The organism is Desulfovibrio sp. (genome assembly GCF_018379785.1).
Taxonomy (GTDB): Bacteria; Desulfobacterota; Desulfovibrionia; order Desulfovibrionales; family Desulfovibrionaceae; genus Desulfovibrio.
The window spans coordinates 15,794-33,254 of the sequence record NZ_JAGZUV010000066.1 but is presented as its reverse complement, the minus strand read 5'-3'; the positions used below and the strand labels follow the sequence as shown (position 1 = coordinate 33,254).

Sequence of the window (17,461 nt, the reverse complement as noted above, 5' to 3'; positions counted from 1 at the left end):
CCGCAATGCGTTCATATTGTTCTTTGGATATCTTCATAGGGCAAAGTTAACCCATGAAGAACGTTTTGACAATTAGTGTTAACAGGCCCTAGAGCATTTCAAAGTTAATCCGCTCTTGAGTGGTTTAACTTCGCAATATTGAGCTGCTCGGTGATGATTTGCCCTTAAATCCTCACCGAGCTATATATGGGCGGGCGCGGTCCGCCGTTGCGCAAGTGTCACAAGCGTAAAATGCTCTAATGCACGGGGGAATATGGTGTCGAATTCTTTTTTGCGTTGTTTTCTGCTGCTGATGGCCGTGTCTCTGGCGGCTGGCTGCAGTTCCTACCAGCCCACCAAAAACGCCTGGAAAAGCACCAAGGGCTTCTGGAATACTTATGTCAGTCCCCCGGCCAGCGTGGATTATGACGAAAAGGGCGATCTTTCTCCCCGCGCTCTGGCCCTGACCAACTGCATGATGGGCATCGACGTGGAACTGGGCCGCTTGGAGCGGGTCATGCTCAACGCGGACAAACCCCCGACGCGGGAATGGATCAGCAATTTCTTTGCCTCCTTCCCTTGGATCAGCGGTTTTGCCGGCGTCAAGTATGACGGTACCATCTTGGGACAGGAGCCGGCCACTTCCATGAAGGAGCTGGATTTTATTCCGCTGCTCTATGAAGATAAAAAACAGAACAGCCGCGCCTTGCGCGCCGATGTGCAGAATACGCCGCTGGGGCCGGAGGTCATGCTGGCCGCGCCGCTGTATGACGGTGTGGATTTCCTGGGCGTGGTAGTGGCCTATTTCGACATGCGGGCCCTGATGCAGTATTCCGGCAGTCCGGAAAATATGGTGATTCTGTCTCCTCAGGCTCTGCTCTGGCCCGGCAAGTACGATTTCGCCGCCACGCCGCTGGCGGGCGTTGACTGGTCCGAAGTGGTGACCAAGAGCTCGTCTGGCACCTGCACCAACGCCACGGGTTCCTTCTATTACATGGTACGCTATCTGGGCAATCTGCCTCTGGTGTTCGCCGTGGCTGAATCCGGCACCTTCCCCGAAGGCAAGGGCGATCTGGAGCAGGGCCTGCCTTTCTTCCCCAAAGAACGTGAAAAACTGCCGCCTCCGCCGCAGCCGGAGCATAAGAATAAGACTGAGATGTCCGGCGCGCCGAGTTTCGGCACTCCGGCGGAAGAGGGAGCGCCGGCCGCCAACATGGGTACGCCCGGCGGAACCGCGGGCAAGCCGTCCAATGAAATTCAGCCGGGCAGCCGTGACAGTATGCTGCTGAAAGGCAAGGGTGCCGAGAAGTCGCGCGTGCAGGAACGTCAGCTGGAAGGCGAGAACGTACCGGTGGAGCGCGTGCAGCGTCCCAGAAAGGCCGCGCCGCCGCAGCCGCGCCGCAGCATGCCGTCTCCGGACTTGGTTCCGGACTCTGATATGCCCACGTTGCCGGGCGGCCGTCCAAGTCCCTTCGGCCCGCGTGAAGAAGCTCCGGTCATCAAGCGCCCGAGCCCCTTCGGTCCCCGTACGGAAAGCCCGGCCGCGCCTGCCCGTGAAGAGGCCGTTCCCGCGACAAAGCAAGAAGCTCCTGCGCAAACGCCGCCGACTCAGACCCAGGAGACGAAGCAGGAAGCGGCCCCGTCCGCCGAACAGCCGCCCGCCGCAAATGAAACCGCGACGGAACAGGCTCCGGCCCCGGAAAAGGAAGGCGCACCGCAAGCGCCCGCAATACTGCCGGGCGGACGGCCGAGTCCTTTCGGCCCACGGAACTGATATATCGCAGAATGCCGGCATGCGCCGCCCCCAGGGTGGCGCATGCCTTTCCGGTCCCGGGGCATCCCGTTTCCGGGCCATTATCAAGGAGGCTCTCATGGCTGACATCACGGTTACCGAGCACCTTCTGCTACATCAAAAGCGTACGCCGCAGGCTACCGGGCAGTTCACCGGTCTGCTTTATGATCTCATTCTTTCCGGCAAGTCCATTTCCCGTCGCATCAACAAGGCCGGACTGCTCGATATCCTGGGCGGCACCGGCGAAGTGAATGTCCAGGGAGAAAATGTTCAGAAAATGGACGCTATTGCCAACCGGATCATGATTTACCGCATGGAACGTTGCGGCGCGCTCTGCGCCATGAGTTCCGAGGAAGAGGCCGAGCTCATCCGGGTCAGCCCGGAGTTCCCGCGTGGCGATTATATTCTGATTTTTGACCCGTTGGACGGCTCCTCAAATATCGACGTCAATATCAATGTGGGTACCATTTTTTCCATCCTGCGTCGCCCTGAGGGACATACGGGTGAAGTAACGCTTGATGAAGTGCTGCAACCGGGTGTGCAGCAGGTAGGGGCCGGTTATATTCTGTACGGACCGTCAACCATGTTGGTGTTGAGCACCGGCCAGGGAGTGCATGGCTTCACGCTGGACCCGGGCGTGGGCGAATTTTTGCTTTCCCATCCCGATATGCGCATTCCGGAACAGGGGCATATCTATTCCGTTAATGAAGGCTACTGGCAATACTGGGACGAAGCCACACGCGAAGCCGTGAACTGGTTCCACACCTGCGAGAGTCAGGACGGCAAACCCTATTCTTCCCGGTATGTGGGCGCGTTGGTGGCGGACTTTCACCGCACCCTGATTTACGGCGGTATCTACATGTATCCGCCGGACACTCACAAGCCTGACGGAAAGCTGCGCCTGATGTGCGAGGCATCGCCTCTTTCTTTTCTGGCGGAACAGGCGGGCGGCAAGGCCAGCGACGGACGAGGACGCATTCTGGAGCGCAAGCCCGAGCGTCTGCATGCGCGTACGCCCCTGTTCATCGGTTCGCGCAAGGATGTGGAAGCCGTGGAGCGCACGTATGCACAACATGCCAAAGCCTGAAGACGCGACGCGTGGGCTGTGATCCATGCTTTGTCTCGGCATTGAAAGCTCCTGTGATGAGACGGCTCTGGCTCTGGTGGAAAATGGTCGACTTCTGGCCTCGGTTCTTGCCAGCCAGGCGGACGTGCACGCCTTGTTCGGCGGAGTGGTGCCGGAATTGGCCTCGCGAGAGCACTACCGTTATATAGGACCGCTTTTCGACGAACTGATGCGTCGTTGCCGATGCCGGAGTGCCGACATTGATCTTGTAAGCGTGGCGCGCGGCCCGGGTCTGCTGGGCAGCCTGCTGGTGGGCGTGGCTTTTGCCAAGGGCCTGGCTTTGGGTTTGGGGGTGCCCTTCCTGGGTCTCAACCATCTGCACGTTCATTTGCTGGCGGTGGGGCTGGAGCGGGAACTCAGTTTTCCCTGTTTAGGTTTGCTGGTTTCCGGCGGCCACACCCATATTTACCGACTTGAGGCTCCCTGGCGCTGTCTGCCGCTGGGCCGAACTCTGGATGACGCGGCGGGCGAAGCCTTTGACAAGGTGGGCAAACTGCTGGGGCTGGCCTATCCCGGAGGAGGTCTGATGGATGCATTGGCCACCGCCGGCAAAGCGGATGCCGGACTTTTTCCGCGCCCGTATCTTGACAACGACAATCTGGATTTCAGTTTCAGCGGCCTGAAAACAGCGGCTGCCTCCTATATTGAGCAACATCTGGACGGGCTCTGGCCGCATCCGTTACGGAACGTTGGAGATGCGCCTGATGCTCTCAGGGACTGTTGCGCATCTTTCAACCTGGCGGTAGTGGATACATTGTGCGCCAAGGTTGAGCGCGCTCTTGACCGACAGCCGGATCTGCGCACGCTGATTGTAGCCGGCGGGGTGGCTGCCAATTCGCTGTTGCGCCGCCGCATGAGTTCAGTCATGCGGCGGCGGGGCGGGGACATCCTTATACCGAGCCCGACCTTGTGTACGGATAATGCCGCCATGACGGCCTATGCCGGATGGCTGCTGGGCAAGGCCGGTTTTTGCCATGACCTGCGTATGGAAACCATTCCGCGCGGCAGGGCGGTGCCCGAGGATATGGTGCGTTGCGCGGATGCGGCACAGGCCGGGAAACCCGCCTGAAACGCGCAGATTGTCTTGACACCGGGACGTTAGATATCTACTCTCATCGGGTACAGAAGCGGACGCGGCCCCCGGCGGTTCGCCTGTGCAACGCGCGTCGTGCGGCCAGCGGTATTGCCGAGCCGATGTGCGCGATCTTAAGCAACCCAAGGAGTAATCATATGGCTGAACAGGTCACTGATGCCACTTTCGAGAGCCTTGTTCTGAAATCCGATCTGCCGGTTTTGCTTGACTTCTGGGCTCCCTGGTGCGGTCCCTGCCGCGCGGTGGGTCCGATCATTGACGAACTCGCCAAGGAATATGAAGGCAAGGTGCGTGTGGTTAAAATGAATGTGGATGAGAATCCCGCCACGCCGACAAAATTCGGCATCCGCGCCATCCCCACCCTGGTGGTTTTCAAAAACGGCGAAACGGTGGAACAGATCACCGGCGCCGTTACCAAGGCGGCTATGAAGGAACTGCTTGATTCAAAGGTCCTGGCATGAAGGCATATGACGCCGTTGTTATCGGCGGCGGACCGGCCGGCATTACGGCTGCCCTTTATCTGGCGCGCTCCGGTTGTTCTGTATCGCTCTTTGAGCAACTGACTCCGGGCGGCCAGGTTTTGCAGACCGAATCCCTTGAAAATTACCCCGGCTATCCCCAGGGCATCAAGGGCTATGAGCTGGCTGATCTTTTTGCCGCCCATCTGGACGGCCTCGACATTGACCGGCCTACCGGCGCCGTGGAATCCGTTTCCGGCGCGGCAGGCCGGTTCAGTGTGCGTGCCGGAGGCGGCGAGGAATACGCCGCCAAAACCGTTCTTGTCTGTTCCGGTGCTCGTCATCGCCAGTTGGGACTGGAGAATGAGGATCGTCTGGTGGGACGCGGCGTCTCTTACTGTGCCCTCTGCGACGGTAATTTTTTTCGTGGACAGACGGTGGCGGTAGTGGGCGGCGGCAATGCCGCCCTGGAAGAATCGCTGTACCTTGCCAAAATTGTGGACAAGCTGCATCTGATCCATCGCCGCGAGGGTTTCCGAGGCCTTAAAGTCTATCAGGACAGGCTGGAGAGCATGCCCGACAAGGTGGAAATCCATCGTAACACAGTCATCACAAGCCTGGATGGCGACGCACAGCTGACAAGCCTCGGTCTGCGCAACGTACAGAACGGCGCTGAGGAAAAACTGCCGGTGGACGGTCTCTTTGTCTATGTGGGATTTGCTCCGGTAACTTCTTTTTTGCCTCAGGACCTTCAGCGCGACGACCAAGGCTTCATCGTAACGGATACGGAAATGCGCACAAGTATTCCCGGTATTTTCGCCGCCGGGGATATTCGCTCCAAACTCTGCCGTCAGGTAATCACCGCTGCCGGTGACGGCGCAACGGCTGCGCAAGCGGCTTTTGTCTTTTTGGAACAGCTCCATGCATAAAAAACTGCTTCGCTGCTTTGTGCTTGCCGTCAGTTTGTTTGCCGTGTCCGGTTGCGGCATCATTGATATGATCTATCTGCCGCCGGCTGAAGATACCGCGCAGGAGATCTTTGAAGCCGCCAACGACGCCATGAGTGAAAAGAACTATGTGCGCGCCGTGGAGTTGTACAACAAATTGCGCGATGCATATCCGTTCAGCCCTTATACCATTGACGCTGAACTTTCGTTGGGCGACGCCTATTTTCTGGATGAGGAATACGAGCTGGCCGCCGAAACCTACAAGGATTTCGAGTCGCTTCATCCCCGCCATGAGGCTATACCTTATGTGCTTTATCAGACGGGCATGTCGCTCATGAAGCAATTCCGCTCCATTGACAGGGCTACCACGGAATTGCAGGAGGCTTACGACTACTTTAACCGCCTCTGTCAGATGTATCCCGATTCGCCCTACGCCAAGAGCGCGGAAGAGCACATGCATACCTGCCGCAAACTCATGGCCGAACACGAATTGTACATTGCAGACGTGTTCTGGCACATGAAGAAATACGGTCCGGCTTGGCGGCGGTATGAATTCATTATGGAAAACTTCAAGGATGTGCCGGAAGTGGCGGAACACGCCAAGGAAAAAAGTTTGGCCGCTTACCATAACTACCGCGAGGAGCAGGCCGCAGAAACGCGTGAAAAGCGTCAGGGTTCTTGGCGGGAATGGTTCACTTGGCTGTAACGGCGCGCCAAAGAAAGCGAAAAAGCCCCTCCGGGGGCTTTTTTTATCGGGAGTAGTTATGGAGAGCCACCGGCACGAAGACGGTGCCGCCGAAAAACACCGCGCCGCGCTGGCCTCGCTGTTCGCTGCCTTTGCCCTGACCGGCTTGAAGTTGGCCGTGGGCCTGTACACTAACAGTCTGGGCATTCTTTCCGAAGCGCTGCACAGCGGCCTCGATTTGCTGGCGGCGGCCATGACCCTGGCGGCGGTGCGCATCTCGGCCCGCCCGGCCGACAGTCGGCATCCCTACGGACACGGCAAGGTTGAAAATCTTTCCGCCCTGGCGGAAACCATGTTGTTGTTCCTGACCTGCTTCTGGGTGGTCTATGAAGGCGTGCAGCGACTGATGGAAGGGGTCAGTCCCATAACGCCTTCGCTCTGGGGCGTGGCCGTCATGGCTGTTTCCATGGGCATTGACATCAACCGTGTGCGTATCCTGCGGAAGGTGGCCCGCCAGTATAAAAGCCAGGCTCTGGAGGCCGATGCCCTGCATTTCTCCACGGACATCTTGTCCTCGGCTGTGGTTCTGGTCGGCGTGCTGGCCGTCTGGCTGGCCGCTGCTCTGAATCTGCCGGAGCCGCTCTACAGGGTGTTGGCCCAGGCCGACACTGTGGCGGCCCTGATGGTGGCCCTGCTTATCTTCCGCGCCAGTCTGCGCATGGCTGTGGAATCCATCAACACGCTGATGGATTCGGGCTCAACCAAGGAACAGGGGGCGGTCGTCAGGGCTGTGCGGCAGGTGCCCGGCATCACGGCTGTGCGGCGGGTGCGCCTGCGCAACAGCGGCCCGCAGACCTTTGTGGATCTGACCGTGGGCGTGGATCCGGGCATTCGCGTCCGCGACGGCCATAAGCTGGCTCATGACGCTGAACAGGCCGTGGCCGCCATCCTGCCCGGTTCGGATGTGACCGTGCATGTGGAGCCCTTAAGCTCCCGTTCCCGAAAGGACGAGAATCCATTTTCTCTGGTGCAGCGCACGGCTTCGGAGCATGGCCTGGCGGTGCATAACGTACATGTGCTGCGCACCGGAGGTCTGTTCCACATTGAGCTGCATGTGGAACTGCCCGGAGACCAGCCTTTTGCCGAGGCCTATGCGCGGGTGCGTCCCTTTGAAGAAGACCTGCGCCAAGCCCTGCCCGGAGCGGAAGTGGTCAGCCATCTGGAACCTGAGGGCGCGGCCAGCGCGCTGCATGCCGGAGCCGCCGTTTCCGTGCCGCTGTCCGAGCTGGCTTGGAGGGAAGTACATGCGGCGGTGGAAAAAGAACCGCTGGTCTGCGATCCACACAGATTTTCCACCTATGAGCTGCCGGAGCAGGGCATCTGCATTTCTTTCCATTGCGGCATCAGCGGCGAGCTGAGCGTGGTGGAGGTCCATAATATCTGCGTGCGCCTGGAAAAACAACTGCGCGTCGCCGTGCCGCTGCTGGGCAGGATCATCATTCACATGGAGCCGGATGCTGCCTCGGCGGAGCAGCTGGCGGACTGACCCGGGCGTGTGTTAGAGCATTTCAAGTTTGAAATGCTCTAACGCCGAACACGGTAAGGTAATCTGCCCTAGGATCTGTTGGCACTATAGAATTTTTGTTCGCCTGCAAGTGAAGATAAGCCTGCTTTGAGGGAGTGTACTCTTGCCTCAGTCGTTGCAGCGAAGCTGCTTACGAATGAAGACAGCAGCGATCTGCTACTCGACCGAAAAAGCAGGTGAAATCTGACGCAGCAGGCGGGCAAAAAGGCATAGTGTCAGCAGATCCTAGTCCGACATGGTTGGAATGCCGTCTTCCGGCTCTCCGGCTGCATCTCCATTTGCTTCGGTTCCGGCTGCCGCAGCCAGGGCACGCCAGAGTTCTTCCATACCCAGGCGGCTGCTGGAGGAAGTCAGAACCGGCTTGACATTCAGCAGCTCCTGCCATTCTTTTTGCCGGGCGGCGCGTTCACGCTGGCTGCATTTATCGGCCTTGGTCAGCACGGGCAGCAGGGGCAGGCGGCAGCCACGGGCGAAGGATGCCAGTTCCAGATCAAGCTTTTGCGGAGGCAGGCGGCAATCCAGCAGCAAGGCCAGCGCCTTAAGGGTCTTGCAATCCGCAAGGTAGTGCTCCAGCAGCTTCGCCCATTTGCGGCGCTCCTCATGGCTGGCCCTGGCGTAGCCATAGCCGGGCAAATCCACCAGATAAAAGTTGTAAGGCTCCACCCGGTAAAAATTGACGGAGCGTGTTTTCCCCGGTGTGGCGCTGACCTTGGCAAGTTTTTTGCGTCCGGCCAGAGCGTTGATCAGAGAAGATTTGCCCACATTGGAACGTCCGGCCAGGGCGATTTGCGCTTCCGGCAGAGCCAGGAGCTGATCCAGGGTATAGGCAGTGGTTTCAAGCGTCAGACTGATGGCCATATAAAACCTCATGTATAACTTGAACTTTGTATCTTGACAATACGGCTGTTTTCAACAAATATATCCAATTCGGAACTACACATGTTCGCGGAAGAACACTTCCGCCATACGGTAGCCGCTCTCGCGCCGCTTGGCAATTGAGACCGGCGCAATTTTGCCAATACAGAACATGCCGCGGCACGGCAGGAGGAACGCATGTATTCAACCACCGATTTTCGCAAGGGCCTTAAAATCGAAGTGGAAGGCACGCCCTACGAAATAGTGGATTTCCAGCACTTCAAGCCCGGCAAGGGCGGGGCCATGGTCCGCACCAAGCTGCGCAATATCCTTACCGGACGCATGCAGGACATCACTTTTCGTTCCGGCGAAAAAGTGGGCAAACCCGACATGGAAACCCGCGACATGCAGTTTCTTTATCGCCAGGACGACGAGCTGATTTTCATGGACATGACCACCTATGAGCAGATGCAGATGCCTGTCGCCTCCACCGGCGGCAAGGAAGGTTTTCTCAAGGACGGCCAGGAATGCCGTGTGCTGCTTTATAAGGGCAGCCCTCTGGATATCGACATTCCGTTGAGCCTGGTGCTGGAAGTCACGGAAACCGAACCCGGCGCCAAGGGCGACACGGTGAGCAACGTCACCAAGGCCGCCAAACTGGAAACCGGCATCACGGTGCAGGTGCCGATTTTCGTGAACACCGGCGACCGAATTAAGGTGGACACCCGCACCAAGGAATATTTGGGCCGGGAATGATTGCAGCCGTTCTTTGTCCGGGAGGGTAGCCCTACGGACGCCCACAAATTCAGCCGTGAACTGTTCGGCCTTTTTCTGCTCTTCTGGGCATTGTTGCTGCTGCTCAGTCTTGCCAGCTTCGACGCCAATGATCCCAGTCTTAATCATGTGGTCAGCGGCTCCGTGGAAGTGCAGAACAAAGCCGGGTTGTTCGGTGCCTATGCGGCGGGCTTTCTCAATGATGTCTTCGGCGTGGCCGCCTTTCTCTGGCCGCTGGTCTTCGGCGCGCTGGGGGCGGCCTACGTTTCTCCTGCCTATGCCCTGCACTGGTGGCGCTGGTGCGGTTTTTTCCTGCTGACCATCTGTCTGCTGGTCATGGGCGCGGCCTGGGATCTTTCGTTGGGCGATCTCTGGGGCGGCGGCATGGTGGGCAGCGCCCTGCACGACAATGCCAGCCGGTATCTGAGTCCCGGCGGTTCGGCCCTCTTGTGGCTGTTCGTCCTGCTGGTGGGTTTGCAACTGGCCTGCAACATCTCCTGGTTCAGTCTGGCCGCGCGTTTCGGGCATTGGTTGCGCGGTCGGCTCGACAAACATTTTGACGGCAAGTTCAAGAGTACTGAAAAAAGCTCTGAATCTGAAATGCCGCGCCGCGCTTGGAGGTTGCCCCGGTTGCGCCTGCCGCAATGGAGCTTTTTGATCCAATGGCGGGATAAACTGGGCGATATTCGTCCCATGGCAGATTCGCTGCCCGAAGTCTATGAGGAAAAACATCCCGCCAAGAGCGGGGCAGATAAAACCGAGCCGGTCACTGTATCTGTTGCGTCCGTGGATGACGACAGTGATGATCCCTTTGCCGTGGCCGAAGACTTGGGCGGCACGCCCCTTGTCTCCACGGCGGCGAACCCGGAAAAAGAACCGGAAGCCGCGCCGGAGGACAGCGCGCCCGCCGCTCCTGAAGCCAACCAGCCCGTTCAGGTGGACAAGGCGGCAAATAGGAAGGGTGAGGCCGCGCCCGAGAAACGTGTCTGGGGCAATCTGATCTCCGCCGCGTTGGGTAAAAAAGCCCCGGTGCCGTTGCCGGCTCTGGATCTGTTGGCGCCGCCTCCCAAGGCCGCCCACGGCGGCAGCCGTGAGGACCGCGAAGGCAAAGGTAAGGCCTTGATGGCCTGCCTCAAGGATTTCGACATTCAGGGCGAGCTGGTACGCATTACGCCCGGACCCGTGGTGACCATGTATGAGGTGCGCCCGGCCCCCGGCATTCGCGTCAGCCGAATCGCCAATCTCAGCGACGATCTTGCCCTGGCGCTCAAGGCCATGGCCGTGCGCATCCAGGCCCCCATTCCCGGTTCGGACACCGTGGGCATTGAAATCCCCAACGACAATCGCGAGACCGTCAATTTCCGTGAGCTGGCCGCCTCCGAGCCTTTCCGCAAGGGATGCGGGCCGCTGACCATGATTCTCGGCAAGGACATTGCCGGCAAGCCTTTCATGGCCGATCTGACCCGCATGCCGCATCTGCTGGTGGCCGGAGCCACGGGCGCGGGTAAAAGCGTGTGCCTCAACGGTATTCTGATCAGCCTGCTGTACCGTACCCAGCCTCAGGATATGCGCCTTTTGCTGGTGGACCCCAAGCGCATCGAGATGGCGGTGTACGCTGATGAGCCGCATCTGGTGCATCCCGTGGTCACGGAAATGGCCGAGGCCAAGAATGCTCTGGACTGGGCCGTGCATGAAATGGACCGTCGCTATGAGGCCATGGCCCGCCTGGGCGTGCGCAATGTGGCGGGTTTCAACCAGAAGCTGGCGGCCTTCAAGAATGAACTGCCTCCGGATTTCGCTGATCTGGAGCCCTTGCCCTATCTGGTCGTTGTCATCGATGAGTTGGCGGACCTGATGATGACCGCCGCCCGCGAGGTGGAAACCAGTATCGTGCGTCTGGCCCAATTGGCGCGCGCGGCGGGCATTCACATGATTCTGGCTACCCAGCGTCCCAGCGTGGACGTGGTCACCGGTCTGATCAAGGCTAATTTCCCCTGCCGCATTTCCTTCCAGGTCACCTCCAAGCACGACTCGCGCACCATTCTGGATCAGGTGGGCGCGGAACATCTGCTGGGCAGGGGAGATATGCTCTTCAAGCCCAGCGGCGGCCGTTTGCAGCGTCTGCACGGGCCTTTTTTGAGCGACGAGGAAGTGCAGTCGGTGGTGGCCCACTGGAAGCGGCACCTGAGTCCCTCCTACCAGGTGGACTTTGCCCAGTGGGGCGTGGAAACCGCCACGGGCCAGGGTGTGGGCGGCGGCGACGCGGCCCAGGATCCGCTGTACCCAGAAGTGCAGGCCTTTGTCAGCGAACAGGGCCGGGCATCCATATCTCTGGTGCAGCGGCGTTTTAAAATCGGTTTCAACCGTGCCGCCCGTCTGGTGGAACAACTGGAGCAGGACGGCATCATCGGCCCGGCCGACGGCAGCAAGCCCCGGCCCGTGGTCAGATAGCGAGCTGACGTTTCAGCGGAGGTTCCATGCGTATATCCGGCATGTTCATTGCGGCGGGCACGGCGCTCTGCGCCTTGCTCTGGCTGGCTCCCGCCGCCAATGCGGCGAATCTGGCCGCCGTCATCCAGCAGCGCTACGAGACCCTGAAATCCTTTTCAGCGGATTTTGAGCAGACTCTCACCCATAAGGAAAGCGGCTCGGTGGAGCGGCGGCAGGGCAGCCTCTTGTTTCAGAAACCCCTGTTGATCCGCTGGCAGACCGCCAAACCCCACGAGGAAACTCTGGTAGTGACGGCCAAGGAAATCTGGGATTATCTGCCTGACGAAGAAGTGGCCTACCGCTATCCGCCCAGTCTGGTAAGGGATTCGCGCAGCATTATTCAGGTGATCACCGGCCAGGCGGCGCTGACCAAGGATTTTGACGTCAAACCCGAAGGCAGCGAACAAGGTCTGGCCAAGTTGCGCCTGTACCCCAAGGAGCCCGCACCGCAGATGGTGGAGGCCGTGATCTGGGTGGAACCGGACAATGGTTACATCCGCCGGGCCAGCATCGTGGATTTTTACGGCAACACCAATGAGGTACGTTTTACCTCCTTCAAGTCCGACGTGCGACTCAAGGCCTCGGATTTCAGCTTTACGCCGCCCAAGGGCATTGAGGTGGAAGACCGTATCGACCATGACGTGCCGGAACGGGAATTGTTCAAGTAAGTCTGAATATTTTTCAGGTCGAACCTGCTGCGGATTCCGCTTGCGTCATTGGCCTTGAAGAACTGAAAAGATCACCAGTCTGCCGAAACTGCTCACAAAACGCCGTGGTGCCCCTGCAATCCCAGGGCACCACGGCGTTTTACATTGCCGATCGTCGCTTGCTAGCGCAAATAAATTACGCTTGCGCCTACGCGGCGGGTGTCTGCTTATCCAGCCGCAAGAACAATTTCACTTTGAAATTGCGCTATTGTCTGAGACAGCTGACGCAAAAATAAAAAACCGGCAAGGTCGAGCATGAAATTTCTCATGTCCGATCCTGCCGGTTTCTGCTCATTACGAAACCGTTTTACAGCGTCTGTTCCGTCTTGTTGCCGTAGCCCAGCATGGACTGTACATTCTGCACGCTTTTGCTCAACGAGTTCATGGCCTCGTCGAATTCGTGCTGCAGGGAATCCATAAGTTCGCCCACGGTAATGATCTTGTTCACCCGAAAGACATTGGCGCCGCAAAAGGCGAAGCCGCGCTCCAGATTGCCGCGCATGGCGTTGATCAGGGCCTGGGCGATGCAATACGGGGTCTTTTCCTGCTGGCAGGTGCTCACGCAGTGGAAGATGCACTTGAAAGGTTTTTTCAGGCCTTCGCGCGCGGCGCTGATGAAATCGTTGCACAAGGCGCGGCCCGGCATGCCCACAGGGCTGCGGATGATGGTCACATCTTCCTGTTTGGCCGCAAGATAGCTTTGCTTGAAGCGCTCGTCCGCATCGCATTCATGGGTAGCCACAAAACGCGTTCCCATCTGTACGCCGGCAGCTCCCAGATCCAGGAATCTCTTGATGTCCGCGCCGCTATAGACGCCGCCCGCGGCAATGACCGGCACGGCGCGGCCGTACTGGTCCTCAAAGGGTTTGACCGCATCCACCACCTGGGGCACCAGCACCTCCAGGGCATGCGCGGGATCCTGAATTTCTTCGGGTTTGAAACCCAGATGGCCGCCCGCCTTGGGGCCTTCCACCACAAAGGCGTCCGGCAGGTAATTGAAACGGGAGAGCCATTTTTTGGCAATGACGGTGGCGGCTCTGGCCGAGGAAACAATGGGGACGAGTTTGGTCTTGAACTCTTCCTTCTTTTCCTCGCAAAGCTGCAACAGATGGCGCGGCATTTCCAGCGGCAGGCCCGCGCCGGAGAAGATGATATCCGCCTTGTTTTCAATGGCCGTGCGCACCATCTGGCTGAAAGTGGTCAGGGCCACCATGACGTTGACGCCGATGATGCCGTTGGAAAGTTCGCGGGCCTTGATAATTTCATTGCGCAGAGCGCGCAGATTGGCTTCCAGAGGGTTTTTGGCCACGTCCGGTTCTTTCATGCCGATCATGGCTCCGGCAATAACGCCGATGCCGCCCTGATTGGCGACCGCCGACGCAAGGCCGGAAAGAGAGATGCCCACGCCCATGCCGCCCTGAATAACGGGCACTTTAGCCGTGAGATTGCCGATTTGCAAAGAAGGGAAGGGCATTATGACAAGACCTCCGTCTTGAACCAGTGCGGGGTTACCGCCGCCGACCCCCCCGGTCGGCATGGGACGGTTATCCCCAACCATCTGGCAGAAAGCATAGCGGGAAAAGTCACAGGACGCAATAACATGGGCGGGAAATCGTAATTTTTTCATCTGCGCGTCGCCCTGTCCGCCCGGTGCAGCATGTCGGGCCTCAATGGTTATAACAGAAAAACCAATTTTTAACAGCAAGTCTTTCGCAATAGTGCGCCGATCGCATTGGGCTATTTGATTTTCTGTGTTCCTCCAGGCTCTCTTTAACTGAATCAACGAGATTTTCTTCCGTATATCCGTTTGAAGAATATAAGATATCCCAATATCCTGCAAAGGCACCAGCTTTCAGGCTGAAAAAGACGGAGACGCTTCCATCGCCATGAGCGGAAAAAGCGATCTGCTTTATATCCAGCATACGCAGCAATTGCCGGGCATGCCGCACATCGCCGCGAATATCCGCGCCGGGAGAGAGCCGCTCAATATCCTGGTTGGCAAGCTCCCGCATCCTGACCCAGTCCGGGCCCGGCGGGCTTGTGGAATCAATAATGAAAGCGTCTGTTCCGCTGGCCTGGCGGAGCGTTCCGCAAAGCTCGATCAGCGGAGCATAGTTTGTGAGAATATCATTTTTTTTATAGTCCCTGGCCTCAGGAACAGCCGTAAGCCGGCCATAGACGAGCGGAATGAGGAGCAGGCAGCAGATCGGGAATATGAGCGTTTTTTTCATGCCCGTGTCTCAGGACGCGCATAATCCGGCATAGGGGCACCAGGTGCAATGCCTGCCGGGACTGGCCGCGAACCGCGGGGCGCTTTCCAGATGGAGCAGGGCCAGGGCCAGGCTGAGATCGCAGTAGCCCAGGGCCGCCGCCAGGTCTTCCTCCGCAAGCCCGCCGAACAGCGGCATTTCCGTCCCGTCCTCCTTGAGCTCCACCAGGGCGGCGTCGCCTGGATTTCCCATCTTTCTGGCCCTGAGCATGGAGAGATAGCAGGGCAGTTGCAGACTGGGCAGACGCTCGCGCAATTCCTCAAACAAGGAGTCCAGAGGAACCTCCGCGTCCACTCGCCCGTCCGCTCCCGCCTCGGCGCAGGCCCGGGACACCCTCCGAAAAAAAAGCTCGTCGGTCCAAAGACTGCCGTCGTGCCGTTTGATGGTCCCGGTCTTATAATCCAGCACATACAGCAGCCCGCCGCGCCGGTCCAGGCGGTCCAGGGTGCCGGTAAAGGCATAGTTTCGTCCGTTGAGGTTCAGATCCACGTTCAGTTTTTCTTCCAGAGCCAGGATCAGCGCGCTTTCAGGCTGCCGGGCCAGAAAACGCTCCAGCCGCAGCGGCGCTGCTGTTTCCAGCATCAGACAACTGTCCGCCGGCAGCAGGCGGCGCAGGTCAGCCGCTTCCAGAGCTTCGTAAAAGCGGGCCCGCACGGTTTCCATGGAGATATCGCCCCGCCTTACTTCCTTATGCAGATAGGGCTCGTACAGCGCGCGCAGGGTATTATGAATGCATATCCCCACCGCCGCCGGATCGTCTCCTTCATTGATCTCCCGCTGGGGCGCGAGACGGCAGAGATATTGCCAGGCGAAACGCAGGGGACATTGCAGATAGACATCCAACCGGGTGGCGGAAAGCGGCTCGCGCAAGAGGTTTTGCAAGGCCGCGTCCAGGCCCGCGCCGCGCGGCAGGCTTTTGGGCAAGACCCGGGTGGCGCGCACCGTGCACCTTGCCCCGGCCAGCGGCTCCTCGCCGGGCGTGAGCAGCGCGCCCCGGCGTTGTTCCTCCTCCCAGATCAGTTGTTCCACAAAGCGGCTGCGGCTTTTTTTCCCGTCAAAAAGGGCTGAGCGGCTGATGCCTTCCTGCCAGAAAAAATGAACTTCCTCCGCTCCGGCGCACAGGCGATAGAGGGTATGCGCCGCCGTGCGCTCGCGCCGCCGTGCGTCGGGCAAACCGAGAACCTGGCGCAAGGAATCCGGCAGCAGAGGATCCTGGGCCGGATTGCCGGGCAGCTTGTCGTCCGTGGCGTCCATGATCAATACGCGCTCAAAATGCAGCAGGCGGGTTTCCAACATGCCGAGCACCTGCAGGCCCGTAAGCGGTTCGGCCTCAAAGGGCACGCGCTCCTGTTCCAGTACCTGACGGGTGATGCCGTGCAGCTCGGCCGGAGGAAAAGGCGTTTGCGCCAAGCAGGTTTCACGCAAGATGGGCGTGGCGTGGCTCATGAGGCGGAACATGGCTTCCGCGTCCAGAGGGAAATGCCGCCACATGTCGCCGCCGTAGGCCAGCAGAAAATCACAGATGCCGCGCAGGCATTCGGCCATATCTGCCGTGCTGCGGGCGGCGGCCGGTGCCTCCACAGTGACGGCCAGGCACTGGGAGAGCAACGCGGACAGCGGAGCGGGCAGGGCGGCGCGGCATTCGTCGGCCAGAACCGCCAGATCCACAAAACGGCTGCCCGTCCGGACCAGAGTTTCCAGGCGGCGCAAGGCGTCGCGTAAAAAGAGATTCCGGCCGCCCTCATCCTCTATCCGTAACATATTCAGGTAGGGATGCCGCAGGCATTGCAGCAGGGTACGCCAGTAATAACGCCCATCCTCGGCCCGCCCGTCCTGCAGGCGCAGCAGAGCGTCCAGCAGGCGATTGAGGGGCGAGCGGGTCAGAGGATAGCCCATGGACACGTTGACGTCCTTGTCCGGCAGATGGTGCAGCACGGGCATGAGCAGGGCGCTGTCCGTGAGCAGCACGGCGGTGGAGGGCATGTTGGCGTTCGTCTTCGTATCCTTCTCCAACATGTCATGCATGGCCTGAAGCTGTGAATGGCAGTCATAACCGGCGAAAAAGGACAGCCGGGGCTTGTGCGCCGCTTCCCGCGCGTCGGGCTCCACAGCCAGTTTGGCCCTGGCCTGCCAGCGGCGCAGCCAGGCCGCGTGTTCGGCGCAGGCCCAATGCACGGGCTCGTTCCCGGCCAGGGCAGGATCAGTGTGCAGGCAGATATGCGCTCCGGCCCGCCAGAGCGAGCGCAACAGCACATCCTCCGTGCCGTTCAGCACGGAAAAGCCCGCCACCAGCACCGGCCTTTCGGCGCCGGGCAGGAGCAGAGGCGGAATACGCGAAGCCTGGCGGCCGGCCATGTACTGATCCAGGCCCGGCGTGGTCCACCGGCGTTCGTGCAGCGCCGACAGATAGGCGCGGCCGATCCGCCCCAGGGCTCCCAGCAGAGCCGCCGCAGGCGCGGCCACTTCATTCTCCACATAGGCCAGATCCGCGGCTTCCAGGCCCTGACCGAGCATTTCCTCCAGCAGGGCGGCCAGACGCAGGCCCCAGGGCAGGAAAAGCGCCATGTCCATGCGCGCGAACCGGGCGGAAAGAGCCGCGTCATCTCCGGTCAGGTGCTGCACGCAGTCGTGCAGCAAAGCCACGCGGTCCAGCATATTGGCCGTATGCAGGGGGACGTCGCTGGTAGCGGCCCGCCAGAC

At 59.6% G+C, this 17,461-nt stretch carries 14 protein-coding genes; 10 read left to right on the top strand and 4 right to left on the bottom strand.

The genetic code is table 11. The features are described from left to right. Window positions 1-253 precede the first annotated feature (253 nt). The 7 genes from KH208_RS12660 (at window position 254) to KH208_RS12630 (ending at window position 7,626) form a co-directional block, all read left to right on the top strand. Window positions 254-1,753 carry a hypothetical protein gene (locus KH208_RS12660; protein ID WP_291436813.1) on the top strand — a complete coding sequence of 500 codons (1,500 nt, stop codon included), beginning with the start codon at window positions 254-256 and terminating at the stop codon, window positions 1,751-1,753. A gap of 97 nt (window positions 1,754-1,850) precedes the next feature. Continuing rightward, a complete protein-coding gene (gene fbp / locus KH208_RS12655) occupies window positions 1,851-2,858 on the top strand; it encodes a class 1 fructose-bisphosphatase (RefSeq protein ID WP_291436811.1) in 1,008 nt (335 codons plus the stop codon). A gap of 25 nt (window positions 2,859-2,883) precedes the next feature. Continuing rightward, window positions 2,884-3,966 carry a tRNA (adenosine(37)-N6)-threonylcarbamoyltransferase complex transferase subunit TsaD gene (tsaD, locus tag KH208_RS12650; RefSeq protein WP_291436809.1) on the top strand — a complete coding sequence of 361 codons (1,083 nt, stop codon included), beginning with the start codon at window positions 2,884-2,886 and terminating at the stop codon, window positions 3,964-3,966. Between the two features lie 161 nt (window positions 3,967-4,127). Beyond that, window positions 4,128-4,451: a thioredoxin gene (gene trxA / locus KH208_RS12645; RefSeq protein WP_291436807.1), complete on the top strand. Its 324-nt coding sequence runs from the start codon at window positions 4,128-4,130 to the stop codon at window positions 4,449-4,451. Continuing rightward, window positions 4,448-5,377 (top strand): thioredoxin-disulfide reductase, encoded by a 930-nt coding sequence (gene trxB, locus KH208_RS12640; protein WP_291436805.1) that lies wholly within the window; start codon window positions 4,448-4,450, stop codon window positions 5,375-5,377. Before trxA ends, trxB begins: the two co-directional genes overlap by 4 nt. Beyond that, complete coding sequence (locus tag KH208_RS12635) at window positions 5,370-6,101, top strand: outer membrane protein assembly factor BamD (protein WP_291436803.1); 732 nt, start codon at window positions 5,370-5,372, stop codon at window positions 6,099-6,101. The genes trxB and KH208_RS12635 overlap by 8 nt, the downstream gene beginning before the upstream one ends. Before the next feature lie 58 nt (window positions 6,102-6,159). After that, the gene (locus tag KH208_RS12630) at window positions 6,160-7,626 is read left to right on the top strand and encodes a cation diffusion facilitator family transporter (RefSeq protein WP_291436801.1); all 1,467 of its coding nucleotides are present in this window, start codon (window positions 6,160-6,162) and stop codon (window positions 7,624-7,626) included. 264 nt (window positions 7,627-7,890) lie between these two features. Here the strand turns inward: KH208_RS12630 and yihA are convergent, their stop codons facing one another. Next, window positions 7,891-8,523: a ribosome biogenesis GTP-binding protein YihA/YsxC gene (yihA, locus tag KH208_RS12625; RefSeq protein WP_291436799.1), complete on the bottom strand. Its 633-nt coding sequence runs from the start codon at window positions 8,521-8,523 to the stop codon at window positions 7,891-7,893. Between the two features lie 195 nt (window positions 8,524-8,718). On the opposite strand from yihA, the gene efp reads away from it, so the two are divergent. Genes efp through lolA form a run of 3 tightly spaced genes read left to right on the top strand, consistent with a single transcriptional unit; the run spans window position 8,719 to window position 12,452 of the window. Then, entirely contained in the window at window positions 8,719-9,276 is a 558-nt protein-coding gene (gene efp, locus KH208_RS12620) for an elongation factor P (protein WP_291436796.1), read from the top strand. Next, window positions 9,277-11,745 (top strand): DNA translocase FtsK, encoded by a 2,469-nt coding sequence (locus tag KH208_RS12615; protein ID WP_291436795.1) that lies wholly within the window; start codon window positions 9,277-9,279, stop codon window positions 11,743-11,745. Between the two features lie 26 nt (window positions 11,746-11,771). Next, a complete protein-coding gene (lolA, locus tag KH208_RS12610) occupies window positions 11,772-12,452 on the top strand; it encodes an outer membrane lipoprotein chaperone LolA (protein ID WP_291436793.1) in 681 nt (226 codons plus the stop codon). Between the two features lie 346 nt (window positions 12,453-12,798). Here the strand turns inward: lolA and KH208_RS12605 are convergent, their stop codons facing one another. From KH208_RS12605 to KH208_RS12595, 3 genes are all read right to left on the bottom strand, one after another. Next, a complete protein-coding gene (locus tag KH208_RS12605) occupies window positions 12,799-13,965 on the bottom strand; it encodes a nitronate monooxygenase (RefSeq protein ID WP_291436791.1) in 1,167 nt (388 codons plus the stop codon). A gap of 193 nt (window positions 13,966-14,158) precedes the next feature. Continuing rightward, window positions 14,159-14,722 carry a hypothetical protein gene (locus KH208_RS12600; RefSeq protein ID WP_291436789.1) on the bottom strand — a complete coding sequence of 188 codons (564 nt, stop codon included), beginning with the start codon at window positions 14,720-14,722 and terminating at the stop codon, window positions 14,159-14,161. Window positions 14,723-14,731: 9 nt separating this feature from the next. Continuing rightward, a partial coding sequence (locus KH208_RS12595) for a PD-(D/E)XK nuclease family protein (protein WP_291436787.1) occupies window positions 14,732-17,461 on the bottom strand: 2,730 nt, incomplete at its 5' end.